General features: G+C 62.5%; 12 protein-coding genes and 1 pseudogene. 7 read left to right on the top strand and 6 right to left on the bottom strand.

The window, feature by feature from the left end; all coding sequences use genetic code 11:
• From VIE67_RS04460 to VIE67_RS04470, 3 genes are all read left to right on the top strand, one after another.
• On the top strand, positions 1 to 137 hold a 137-nt coding region (locus VIE67_RS04460), incomplete at its 5' end, for a YciI family protein (RefSeq protein ID WP_332023695.1).
• A complete protein-coding gene (locus VIE67_RS04465; protein WP_332023674.1) occupies positions 134 to 436 on the top strand; it encodes a BolA family protein in 303 nt (100 codons plus the stop codon). The genes VIE67_RS04460 and VIE67_RS04465, both read left to right, overlap by 4 nt.
• Before the next feature lie 32 nt (positions 437 to 468).
• The gene (locus tag VIE67_RS04470) at positions 469 to 1,341 is read left to right on the top strand and encodes a peptidylprolyl isomerase (RefSeq protein ID WP_332023676.1); all 873 of its coding nucleotides are present in this window, start codon (positions 469 to 471) and stop codon (positions 1,339 to 1,341) included.
• Here the strand turns inward: VIE67_RS04470 and queF are convergent.
• A complete protein-coding gene (gene queF / locus VIE67_RS04475; protein WP_332023678.1) occupies positions 1,338 to 1,727 on the bottom strand; it encodes a preQ(1) synthase in 390 nt (129 codons plus the stop codon). The two genes, VIE67_RS04470 and queF, sit on opposite strands and share 4 nt — an antisense overlap.
• 202 nt (positions 1,728 to 1,929) lie before the next feature.
• Here queF and smc point away from each other — a divergent pair, with 202 nt between their 5' ends.
• From smc to VIE67_RS04490, 3 genes are all read left to right on the top strand, one after another.
• A complete protein-coding gene (gene smc, locus VIE67_RS04480) occupies positions 1,930 to 5,430 on the top strand; it encodes a chromosome segregation protein SMC (protein ID WP_332023679.1) in 3,501 nt (1,166 codons plus the stop codon).
• Positions 5,431 to 5,467: 37 nt separating this feature from the next.
• Positions 5,468 to 6,235 carry a cell division protein ZipA gene (gene zipA / locus VIE67_RS04485; RefSeq protein ID WP_332023681.1) on the top strand — a complete coding sequence of 256 codons (768 nt, stop codon included), beginning with the start codon at positions 5,468 to 5,470 and terminating at the stop codon, positions 6,233 to 6,235.
• 89 nt (positions 6,236 to 6,324) lie between these two features.
• Complete coding sequence (locus VIE67_RS04490) at positions 6,325 to 6,720, top strand: phasin family protein (RefSeq protein ID WP_332023683.1); 396 nt, start codon at positions 6,325 to 6,327, stop codon at positions 6,718 to 6,720.
• A gap of 101 nt (positions 6,721 to 6,821) precedes the next feature.
• Here VIE67_RS04490 and VIE67_RS04495 read toward each other — a convergent pair whose 3' ends face one another.
• Together VIE67_RS04495 and VIE67_RS04500 are read right to left on the bottom strand one after the other, a co-directional pair.
• A complete protein-coding gene (locus VIE67_RS04495) occupies positions 6,822 to 7,484 on the bottom strand; it encodes a TetR/AcrR family transcriptional regulator (RefSeq protein WP_332023685.1) in 663 nt (220 codons plus the stop codon).
• A 34-nt stretch (positions 7,485 to 7,518) separates the two neighbouring features.
• The gene (locus tag VIE67_RS04500) at positions 7,519 to 7,776 is read right to left on the bottom strand and encodes an acyl-CoA-binding protein (RefSeq protein ID WP_332023686.1); all 258 of its coding nucleotides are present in this window, start codon (positions 7,774 to 7,776) and stop codon (positions 7,519 to 7,521) included.
• A gap of 199 nt (positions 7,777 to 7,975) precedes the next feature.
• Here VIE67_RS04500 and VIE67_RS04505 point away from each other — a divergent pair, with 199 nt between their 5' ends.
• Positions 7,976 to 9,967: an SDR family oxidoreductase gene (locus VIE67_RS04505; protein WP_332023688.1), complete on the top strand. Its 1,992-nt coding sequence runs from the start codon at positions 7,976 to 7,978 to the stop codon at positions 9,965 to 9,967.
• A gap of 87 nt (positions 9,968 to 10,054) precedes the next feature.
• On the opposite strand, the gene VIE67_RS04510 is transcribed toward VIE67_RS04505, so the two are convergent.
• From VIE67_RS04510 to VIE67_RS04520, 3 genes and pseudogenes are all read right to left on the bottom strand, one after another.
• Positions 10,055 to 10,432, bottom strand: coding sequence for a DUF779 domain-containing protein (locus VIE67_RS04510; protein ID WP_332023690.1), 378 nt, complete (start codon positions 10,430 to 10,432; stop codon positions 10,055 to 10,057).
• 59 nt (positions 10,433 to 10,491) lie between these two features.
• Positions 10,492 to 11,706 carry a c-type cytochrome gene (locus VIE67_RS04515; RefSeq protein ID WP_332023692.1) on the bottom strand — a complete coding sequence of 405 codons (1,215 nt, stop codon included), beginning with the start codon at positions 11,704 to 11,706 and terminating at the stop codon, positions 10,492 to 10,494.
• Positions 11,690 to 12,009: pseudogene (locus VIE67_RS04520) on the bottom strand (PQQ-binding-like beta-propeller repeat protein); the annotation flags it as partial. The gene VIE67_RS04515 and the pseudogene VIE67_RS04520, both read right to left, overlap by 17 nt.

Genomic DNA, 12,009 nt, shown 5'->3' on the forward strand with positions numbered 1-12,009 from the left:
GCTTCAGCGGCAGCCTGATCGTCGCCGAGTTCGAAGATCTCGCCGCGGCACAGGCCTGGGCCGATGCCGATCCGTACGTTGCCGCCGGCGTATACCGCGAAGTGAGCGTGCGTCCATTCCGCAAGACGCTGCCGTGAACGCGCCAACGCAGCTGGACGCAAGCGCGAGAATCGAACAAATCCGTCTGCGCCTGCAGTACGGCCTGAATCCGACCGCGCTGGACATCGTCGATGAGAGCCACAAGCATGCGGGCCATGCAGGCGCACGCGACGGCCGCGGACATTTCCGCGTGCGCATCGTCGCGGCGGCATTCAGCGGTCAGCCCCTGATCCGTCGGCACCAACGCGTTTACGCCGCGCTCGGCGATCTGATGCAAACCGATATTCACGCGCTCGCGCTGGACACGCGCGCGCCGGATGATGCCGGCGTCTCCTGAAACACCAATCTGAACGGAACGGAACAACTTTTATGCGCCATATAGTCATCGCGTGCTCACTGATCCTGATTGCCGGATGCGCGCAACAAAGTGGATCCGAAGATCGCCCGATCCAGATGAACGCCGATCTGCCGGTCGCCGAAACGGTCAATGGTGTGGCTGTACCGCAGGTTCTGCTGGAAGCGTTCGCGCACGGGCACGGCGCCGATCTGAGTCAACCGGAGCAGCGCGAACAGGTACTGCGCGTGTTCGCCGACTACGTGCTGCTGGCCGAACAGGCCAAACGCGACAAGCTGTTCGCGAAACCGCAGTTCGCTGCCGAGATCGAAATCGCGCGCCTGTCCGCATTGGCCAAGGCGACGATGATCGAGTTGCAGCAACAAACACCGCTGACCGACGCGGCGCTCAAGTCCGAATACGACGCGCAGGTCGCCCATGCCAGCAAGTTCGAGTACGACTTCACCCAATTGCTGTTCGACAATGAAAACGATGCGCTCAAGGCGAGCGGCGATCTTCTTGCCGGCAAACCCTTTGCCCAGGTCTACGATACCTGGAAGGACAAGGCCAAGCAGGCCAAGGCATTCACCCGCGTGCGTCCCGAGCAGTTGCCGGCAGCCTTGAGCAGCGTGATCGCCACGCTGAAAAACGGCGAGACCACGCGTACGCCGGTCAGGACCGAGTTCGGCTGGCATGTCCTCAGACTCGACATCGCCAATCCGTTCGTTCCGCCGCCGTTCGATCAGGTCAAGGAAAACATTCGCCGCACGCTCGCGTTGAAAGTGGGCGAGGAGCGCCTCGACCAGCTCAAGAAGCGGGCGAAGATCGAGTATCCGCCCGGCGGCGCACCACCAAAGCCGGCAGCGAATCCCGCACCGCCTGCGGTTGCGGCGCCAAGCAAAGGCTAGGGCAGTTCGACCTTCGCCGGCGCAATCCAGTCCGGCGCACGATGTTCGGCGACGACCGTGGTGTAGATGCCACCGCGTACGCCGAACTCGGCGGAAAGGCGCATAAAACGCGGCTGTGTCGCCTTGACCAGATCGTCGAGCATTTGATTGGTCACCGCTTCGTGGAACGCGCCCTCGTTGCGGTACGACCACACGTAGAGTTTGAGCGATTTGAGCTCGACACAGGTTTGCTCCGGCACGTATTCCAGATGCAGGATCGCGAAGTCCGGCTGGCCGGTTTTCGGGCACAGACAGGTGAACTCGGGAATGCGCATGCGGATGGTATACTGTCGATCCGGTTGCGGGTTCGGAAACGTTTCCAGACTTTTGCTGGGGGCTGTGGACATGGCCGTTGACTCCTGGGACTTCTGGCTGATCATTTTTCGCGACGGGCGCGCACCTTAGCTTATGCTCTCGCGCTCTACAACGCGGCGCCCGCTTGCATCGGCAGGCGCGCGCCGAACGGAATTTCGAAAACTTGTGCGATCGTCCTCGGTCGCGAAAATCAAACAGCGGTCGTCCTGACCGCACTTTTCAAAAAAAGAAACGATGCGACTGACCACAATCAAGCTGTCCGGTTTCAAATCCTTCGTCGATCCGACCGTCCTTCACCTGCCCACCAACATGACCGGCATCGTCGGTCCAAACGGTTGCGGCAAATCCAATATCATCGATGCGATCCGCTGGGTCATGGGCGAGAGCGCGGCGAGCCGCCTGCGCGGCGACGCACTGAGCGATGTGATCTTTTCCGGTTCGGCCGGACGCAAACCGGTCGGCACGGCGACAGTGGAGCTGATCTTCGACAATTCCGACGGCCTCGTCGTCGGCGAATACGCCAAGTACAACGAGATCTCGGTCAAGCGCATCGCCAGCCGCGATGGCCAGTCGCAGTATTTTCTCAACGGCGCGCGCTGTCGCCGGCGCGACATCACCGATCTGTTTCTCGGTACCGGCCTGGGCGCTCGCAGCTATTCGATCATCGAGCAGGGCATGATCTCGGAAATCATCTCGGCGCATCCGGACGAATTGCGCGGCCATCTGGAAGAAGCCGCCGGTATTTCCAAATACAAGGAACGGCGCAAGGAAACCGAGAGCCGCATCAAGTCGACGCGCGAGAACCTGGAGCGTCTGAACGATGTACGCGAGGAAGTCGACAAGCAGCTCGAACACCTGAATCGGCAGGCCAAGGCCGCCGCACGCTGGCAGGATTTGAAGAACGATTACGCGCGCCGCGAATCCGAACTGCGCGGTCTGCACCATCGTGCGGTGTCGACCGAGCTCGAAGGCCACAGCGATGCATTGAAGCACGCGGAAACCGGCATCGAAGCCCTGGTCGCGGATCAGCGCCAGGTTGAAACGCATCTGGAAACGCTGCGCGAAACGCATCAGGGCGCGAGCGAGCATCTGAACCTCGTGCAGGCCGAGGTCTACCGCGTCGGCGGCGATATCGCGCGCGTCGAGCAGCAGATCCAGCACAACCGCGAGCTGGGCGAACGCCTGCAGCGCACACGCGAGGAAACCGAGCGCGCCGGCGCCGAACTCGGCGAGCATATCGCCGCCGATAACGAGCAGATCGAAACCCTGCGCGCTACGCTTGGCGAAGGCGAGCCGCGTCTGGCCACGCTGCGCGCAGCCGCCGAGCAGACCGCCGAGGCCCAGCGCCTCGCCGAGACCAGCCTAAGCGAATGGCAGGCGCAGTGGGACGAGCACGCAAAAACGAGCGCGGATTCCGGTCAGGCGGCCGAAGTCGAACGCACGCGCCTGGATTATCTCGATCGCCAGTCGATGGAAACCGGGCGCCGGCTTGAGGCGTTGCGCACAGAAAAACAGGCTGCGGATTTCACCACGCTCAGTGCCGCGGCCGAGCAGCTCGCCTCCGATCACGACGAACATCGCGGCAAAGTGGAAACGTATACTTCGTTGCTTGACGAGCGCAAAAACAAGCACGAGGAACTGGCCGGCGAAGAGCATCAGGCCAGCGCCTGGCTCAGCGACGCACGTACCCAGCTGCAATCGATGCAGGGTCGTCTGGCTTCGCTCGAAGCGCTGCAACATGCAGCGCTCGGTCAGGAAAAATCGCCGGCGCAGGAATGGCTGGAACGGCTCGGCCTGGACAAGGCGCCGCGTCTGGGCGAGGCGCTCGATGTCGAGGCCGGCTGGGAAACCGCGGTCGAAAGCGTGCTTGCCGGTCTGCTCGAAGGTGTGCTCGTCGACGCGCCGTTCGACTATCTGCACGAGCTCGCGCAGGCGAGCAAGGCCGATATCACCCTGGTCGCCACAGGGCAGAACTTGTCCGCGCCGGCGGGCACGCTCGCGGCGCACGTGCGCGGCCCGACTTCCGCGCTGCGCATACTGGCAAATGTATACACAGCCGAGTCGATCGAGGCGGCGCACGCGCGCGCCGGCACGCTCGGCGCGCATCAATCGGTAATCACGCCGGCAGGCGAATGGCTCGGCGCCGGTTACGCGCGCGTCCTGCGCCGCGGCGGCAGCCAGGCCGGTGTGCTCGCACGCGAGAAGGAGATACACGCGCTGAAGGAACAGATCGGCGCCTTGCAGCAGCGCGCGGAAACTCTCGGCACGCGCTTCGAGGAGATCAAGACGCAACGCGCCGACGCCGAACGCACGCGCGACGACGCGCAGCGCGAGCTCTACGTCAGCCATCGCCGCGTGGCCGAACTGGCCGGGCAACTGCAGAGCCAGCGTGGCAAGCTTGAGAGCGCGCAAGCGCGCATTGCGCGCGTCGACACGGAAAGCACGGAACTGGAAGCAAAACTGACGGCCGACCAGACGCAAACACGCGAAGCGCGCGCGCGCCTGGAAGAGGCGGTGGCGCGCATGGGCGACCACGAGCAACGCCGGCAGCATCTGGATGGCGAACGCCGCCGTCTGCTCGAAGCGCGCGAGGAAGCGCGCATGAACGCACGCGAAGCCGGCGAGCAGGTGCATCAACTGGCGCTCAATCTTGAATCCAGGCGCGCCGCTGTCGCTTCGCTCGAACAGGCGCTGCAGCGCATGCACGGCCAGCTGGCCCAGCTCGAATCGCGCAAGACGGAAATCGCGCAGCAACTTGAATCCGGGCAGATCCCGCTCGGCGATCTCGAAGCCGAGCGCCAGGCCTACCTCAACCAGCGCCTGCTGACCGACAAGCAGCTGGTCGAGGCACGCAAGGCGCTGGAAGATCACGATCATGAATTCCGCGGCCACGAACAGGAACGCCATCGCATCGAACACCTGCTGCAGCAACAGCGCGAGGCAATTTCCGAACAGCGCCTGACCGCACAGGGCCTGAAGTTGCGTGCCCAGCAATTGCATGAAGCCATCACCGGCGCCGGACACGAACTCGCAGCGGTGCTCGAAGCGCTGCCGCAAGGCGCGGAGCCGGAAGAGTGGCAGCGCGCGATCGCCGAACTCGATGCCAAGATCAAGCGCCTCGAACCGGTCAATCTGGCCGCGATTTCCGAGTACGAGGAACAATCGCAGCGCAAGACCTATCTTGATGCGCAGTCGACGGATTTGAACACCGCGCTGGAAACGCTCGAAACCGCGATCCGCAAGATCGATCAGGAAACACGCGCGCGCTTCAAGGACACCTTCGATCGTGTCAACAAGGGCTTGCAGGAACTGTTTCCGCGCCTGTTCGGCGGTGGTCAGGCGTATCTGGAGCTCACCGGCGAAAGCCTGCTTGACAGCGGTGTGTCGATCATGGCGCGCCCGCCAGGCAAGCGTGTGTCGAACATCTCGTTGCTGTCGGGCGGCGAGAAGGCGCTCAGCGCCGTTGCCCTGGTGTTCTCGATCTTTCGTCTCAACCCCGCGCCGTTCTGCCTGCTCGACGAAGTCGACGCGCCGCTGGACGAGGCCAATGTCGGCCGCTTCTCCGGCCTGGTGAGCGAAATGAGCGAGCGCGTGCAATTCCTGTTCGTGACGCATAACAAGGCGACGATGGAAGCCGCGCAACAGCTGTGCGGCGTTACCATGCGCGAACCCGGCGTGTCGCGTCTGGTGCAGGTGGATCTCGAAGAAGCCGCCAAGCTCGCGGGCGCGGCCTGAACGAATAGAGCATGATCGAAACGAAGCGGAGTCGCAGATGGACGGACCAGCGCTAGACGCAAGCGAATTGCGCATCATCATCGGTATCGTCGGCGCAATCATTTTTGCGCTGATCTATTTCTTCGGCCGCCCGCGCAAGCCGGGGCAGGGCCGGCGCAAGCTGTTCCAGAACGACAGCAGCGACCGCGTCGAGCCGACGATGGGTGATGTCGACGCGGCCGGCACGTTACCCGCGCAGGGCCAGCTCGAGGTGGGTCTGCAGAACGAGTTGGATAAACTGGGTTCGGCGATCGCCGAGCAACGCAACGAGTCCGCGCCGGGGCGCAAGGGCCCGATGCCCGGCGTGCGTCCCGCGGCACAGCCGGTCGACCGCATCGTCACGCTGTACGTCGCTGCGCGCGCCAGCGAAACGATTCATGGCGCCAGCCTGATCGTCGCGGCGGAAAAAGCCGGGCTCGTATTCGGCGACAAGGGCATTTTCCACCGGCTCGTGTCGGGGCGCGCGGAGGCCGGACCGGTTTTCAGCATGGCCAACATGCTCAAGCCGGGCAATTTCGACATGCGCGAAATCGACGAATTGCGCACGCCCGGCGTGTGTTTCTTCATGGCGCTGCCCGGCCCGATTCCCGCGCTCGATGGCTGGGACGCGCTGCTGCCGACCGCGCAGCGCATGGCCGAACTGCTCGATGCGACGGTGCTCGACGAGGAGCGCAACGCACTCGGCCGCCAGCGCATCGCGCATATCCGCGACGAGCTGCGCGCCTACGATCGCAAGTACGAAAGCAATCAGATCAAGTTGCGCTGAGTGCGTACGCGGTCGAGGCAAAAGTTAGTGTGATTGTTCTAGCCCGGATCGCTAAGGTCTGCTCACACTCCAACGCAAGAGGTGAGGTAATGGCTGGCAAACAGATCAAGAACATCAAGACGAACGTGATCAAGACCCCTGCGGAGCAGGCGCGCCGCCTGTGGCTCGCAAGCCTTGGCGCATTTTCGCTTGCGCAGAAGCGCGGCCTCGAGTTGTTCACGCGTTTCATCGACGAAGGCAAGGATTTGCAGGTGCGCACCCTGACCATGGTTCGCGAAGTCAGCGCCGACACGCAGGCGCAGGCGATGGGCGTTTTCACCCCGTTCACCGCGCGCCTGGAAAAACAGGTAGCGCAGTACGGCGCGGCCGTCGAAAACGGTATGGAGCGCGTACTCGCGCGGCTCGGCATTCCGGCCAAGCGCGACATCGAGGAGCTCAGCCGCCAGGTCGCCGCATTGAGCCGCAAGCTCAAGACCGCAAAGTAACGGCAGGATGCCGTCATCCCGTGCAGGCCATGGATGGCCGATGACACGGGATCCAGTTTGAAAGAAACGGCCGCCCTGTGCGGCCGTTTTCTTGTTTACCGTCAGCGCCGGTACGCCTGCGCCAGCGTATTCAAATGCATGCGTTCGGCATCGCGCAGGAACGGCGCGATCAGCAGCATGACCTGGTAGATGCCGTGGGTCAGGTCTTCCTGGCCGGGGTCTGTACGAGTTTCATTGGATCGGGCCAGATCGCTGCGCATGCCGCGCACGGCGTTGAAATTTAGCCAGAAGGTGGTCACCAGCAGCACGTTTTCCGCGGTCGCGCGGATTTCGTCCTGGGTGGCGCGCAGGACGCCGCCCTGGGCCAGCCCCTTGAGTACATCGCTGGCGCTCGTCGCTGCACGCGTGAGGATGCGTGCGAAGTGCATCTTCAACTTGCGGTTACGCGACAGGATGTCGATCAGATCGCGGTACAGAAAGCGATAGTCCCACATGCACTCGAACACGAGATGCAGTTGCAACCACACGTCTTCGAGATTCGGCAGACGATGGTCGGGCACGAGTAGAGCCTGATCCATGCGCGCCTCGTAGCGCGCGAAGATGTGCTCGACGATATTTTCCTTGTTGCGGAAGTGGTAGTAGAGATTGCCCGGGCTGATTTCGAGCTCGTCGGCGATGTGATTGGTGGTGACGTTCGGCTCGCCTTGCGCGTTGAACATCGCCAGACTTGCTTCGAGGATGCGCTCGCGCGTCTGCCTCGCCATGATGCAGGTCAAAAATCCGTCGGCCGGCCGCGGATCAGCCGCCGAGCTTCTTCACCAGATCGACATACTTCTGCATCGCGTCCTCGGCCTTGGTGCCCTTGAGCTTTGCCCAAGCTTCGTACTTGGCCGTACCGACGAAATCGAAGAAACCGGGTTTCGGGCCGGAGACATCGCCATCCGAGCCTTGCTTGAACAGTGCGTAGAGTTTAAGCAGGGTGTCGTTGTCGGGACGTTCCTTGAGCTTCTTGACGTCTTCGCCGGCTTTTTCGAATTTCGCTTTCAGATCGGCCATAACCTTCCCCGGATGCTCGCTGCGCTGCGCGAGCCTTGTAGCATGCGTTTCCGAAACAATCAATGCGACGTGAATGCACGGCGGCGCGCACATGCCTATTGTGCATTGCATTTCGCATATTCGCACGGGCACGTTATCTTATCGGCTTGGCGCAGTGACGGCTTGGTGCATCCATCAAACTTACCGAAAGGGGAGTGACATGACTTATTTCGTGACCGGAGCAACCGGATTCATCGGCCGCCATCTGGTGGAAAAGCTGCTCGCGCGCAAGGGCATGATCTACTGCCTCGTGCGCAAGGGCTCGCAGCACAAGTTCGACGCATTGCGCGAACACGCCGGCGACGAGGGCAAGCGTCTCGTCGCAGTGACGGGCGATCTCGCCAAACCGGCGCTCGGCGTCAGTCCCGCGCAGCGCAAGGCCCTCGCAAGCAAGGTCAAACACTACTTCCACCTCGCGGCGATTTACGATCTGGCCGCGGATGCGGAAAGCCAGCACGCGGCGAACGTCGACGGCACGCGCCACGCGGTGCAGTTCTCCGAGCAGATCAGGGCAGGTTGCTTCCACCACACGAGTTCGATCGCCGTCGCCGGCCTGTATTCGGGCGTGTTCCGTGAAGACATGTTTGCCGAGGCCGAAGACCTCGACAATCCATACTTCAAGACCAAGCACGAGTCCGAGGCGATCGTGCGCAAGGAGAGCAAGCGGCCGTTTCGCATCTATCGTCCCGCCGTGGTGCTCGGCCATTCGAAGACCGGCGAGATCGACAAGATCGACGGTCCGTACTATTTCTTCCGCACACTGAAAAAGCTGCGCGAGACCCTGCCTCCGTGGATGCCGGTCCTCGGTATCGAAGGCGGCCGCGTCAACATGGTGCCGGTGGATTTCGTCGTCGATGCGATGGACCACATCGCACACAAGCCAGGCCTCGACGGCGGTTGCTTCCATCTCACCGATCCGGCGCCGCGGCGCATCGGCCAGGTACTCAATATTTTCGCCAATGCCGGCCACGCGCCGCAGATGTCGATGCGCCTCGATGCGCGCATGTTCGGCTTCATTCCGGGCGCGGTGAAACAGGCGCTCGGCAGTCTGCCGCCGGTCAAGCGCTTCACCAATGTCATGCTGAAAGATCTCGGCATTCCGGCGGCGGCGCTGAAGCTGATCAACTATCCGACGAAATTCGACTCACGCGAAACCGAACGTGCGCTCAAGGGCAGCAAGATCCGCGTGCCGAATCTCGAAGACTACGCGTGGCGCCTGTGGGACTACTGGGAGCGCCACCTCGATCCCGACCTGTTCATCGATCACTCGCTGGGCGGCAAGGTCAAGGGCCGCAATGTGCTGATCACCGGCGGCTCGTCGGGCATCGGCAAGGCCGCGGCGCTGAAGATCGCCGCAGCGGGTGGCAAGGTGCTGATCTGTGCGCGTGGCCAGGAAGAACTGGATGCGGCACGCAAGGAAATCGTCGATGCGGGCGGTATCTGCCATACCTATATCGCCGATCTGTCCGAGCTGAAATCCTGCGACGAGCTGGTCGCGAAGATCGTCGCCGAGCACAAGGGCGTCGATATCCTGATCAACAACGCGGGGCGTTCGATCCGCCGCGCGATCGCATCGAGCTACGACCGCTTCCACGACTTCGAGCGCACGATGCAGCTCAATTATTTCGGTTCGCTGCGCCTGATCATGGGCGTGCTGCCGGGCATGACCGCGAAGCATCGCGGCCACATCATCAATATCTCGTCGATCGGTGTGCTGACCAACGCGCCGCGTTTCTCGGCATACGTCGCGTCCAAGGCCGCGCTCGATGCGTTCTCGCGCTGCGCGCAGGCCGAGTTCTCCGACAACGGCATCAACTTCACCACGATCAACATGCCGCTGGTGAAGACGCCGATGATCGCGCCGACCAAGATGTACGAATCGGTGCCGACCCTGACGCCCGAGGAGGCGGCCGATCTTATCGTCGAGGCGATCATCGAGCGCCCCGTGCGCATCGCCACGCGTACCGGCGTCTTCGCCCAACTGCTATACGCCTTCGCGCCGCGCATGTACGAAATCATCATGAACACGGCGTTCCGCCTGTTCCCCGATTCGCCCGCGGCGAAGGGCATGAAGGGCAGGGCGGAACTCGATCAGCAGCCGACCAGCGAACAAGTTGCGTTCGCCTCGCTGATGCGCGGAGTGCATTGGTAGAAACTCAAGCGTTGCCCAATGTTGAGGCGTCGCGCCGGCCGCGTGCCTACCGCGACCGGCGCGCCGCAGGGCAACACTTCACGCGCATCACAGCCGCCCGTTGGCGCGCAGCGCATCAAACTCATCGTCTTCAAACAACCGCGAGCGCACAAGGAATCTGACACCGCGTCCGTTTTCCAGCGAAAACATGCCACCGCGACCTTCGACGACATCGATGATCAGCTGCGTGTGCTTCCAGTACTCGAACTGCGGCCCGCTGATATAGAACGGCGCGCCGCCGATCTCGCCGAGGTGCACGTCGGTATCGCCGATCATGAATTCGCTCTGCGGAAAGCACATCGGCGACGAACCGTCGCAACATCCGCCGGACTGATGAAACAGTACCGAACCATGTTCGGCACGCAACTGGCCGATCAGTTCGATCGCTGGCGGTGTGGCAATGACTTGCAGTGGCGCGGCGGACATGTGGTTCTTTCCTGTAAACGTTGCACCGCAATCATACGCGGCGGCGAAATCACAACCCTTTATTTTCCGTAATAGCGAATCGGCACCTTGGATTTCATTGCGCCATCGTAGGTCAGTTCGATGGCGCCGGCCGGATAACCATTCTGCTTGAGGATGTAGGCCATGATGTTCACGTTCTGCTCGTTGCTCAGACTGCCCGGTGTCGCGGCAGGCATCAGCTTCGCCACGAAGTGGAAGATTTCGTCGACGTGAAAATCGTAGCTCGGATCGGCGAAATCGGCTCCTTTCAGTGCCGGTCCCGGATAGCCACCGGGCTGACCGTCGAGCAGAGGGCCGTGGCACATCGAACAGTTCTGGAAGTACGCAGTCGCTCCCGCGGTTGCTTGCGCTTCGGTATACAACGCCGGTGGCTTGGGCAGCCTGGCCTTGCTCTTTGCGGCCTTCGGCGGATCGGCACAACGCTCGCTCGTTATCGCCGACGTCGTCCGTTCCAACGCGACCGCAGCCTGATACGGCTTGATCAAGGCATCCATGTTGCCGCCGATGCGCAGGACGTCCAGCCCCTTGCCGAACATCTCGGCAGCCTCCTGCGACGCGGGCGCGTATAGCGCCACGAGATCCCATTGCATGTGCGCACCGGGCAGGATGTGCGACCTCAGCCGCGAGTGACGAGCGGCATGTTCCTTTTCGTAGGCCTGCAAGAGAGGCTGCCAGGTCAACGCCGCGGTAATCCGATGATTTTCCAAGTCCGCCAGCATGTCGGCGTCTTCGGCATAGACATGCATGACGATATTGGGGTGGGTGCTGTACAGCAGGCCCGCCCAGGTATTTAACTGGGCGATGCCGACTTCGCTGCCCTTGGGCAGCTCGCCCAACTCCTTGGATGCGCCGTCGCCGCGCTCCACCAGCACGAAGCCGGTGCTGGCATACGCCGGCGTCGACTGCACGTTGGGCGGCAGATGCGGACTGCTGACATCCACCGGAAAGCCCATGATCAACTCGCATTCCGATTGCGCCAACTTGGCGAAGCGGCCGACGGGGAAACCGTCGTCCGCTTCCTTGCCATGCCCCACGAAAAAGACTTCCTGGATTTCGTGGCCCTGCGTTTTCAGGGCCGCACGCGCGACACGCGCATCCATCGCCGCCGTGGGATTGGCTTGATCGATGCAGACCTTCAGCGCTGGCAACGCCTCGGCGCGGTGCATGAGCACCACGCCGAGCACGCTTGCTGCGAGCTGAAAGCTGCGCGCAGTCTGGTTACAGCGCAAAGACATACAGATGTCCGCCTTTCGGGATCGCCTTGACGGCCGGATCGTTGGCCATCACGCCGCCCCAGATCGGACTCGCGCCACCCCAACCAGCCCACACCGCGACGTACTGCTTGTCGCCGACTTTGTACGTGGTCGGCACGCCGATAATGCCCGAGCTGAGCTGGGCGCTCTTCCACAGTACTTTGCCACTCTTCGCGTCGAATGCATGCAGATAACCATCAGTGCTGCCGCTGATCACCAGGCCGCCACCCGTGGACAGCGTACCGTCGTTCCACGGCAACGCAGTGTCGTACTTCCACACCTGGT

This window comes from Rudaea sp. (assembly GCF_036560865.1).
In the GTDB taxonomy this organism is placed as follows: Bacteria; Pseudomonadota; Gammaproteobacteria; order Xanthomonadales; family Rhodanobacteraceae; genus Rudaea.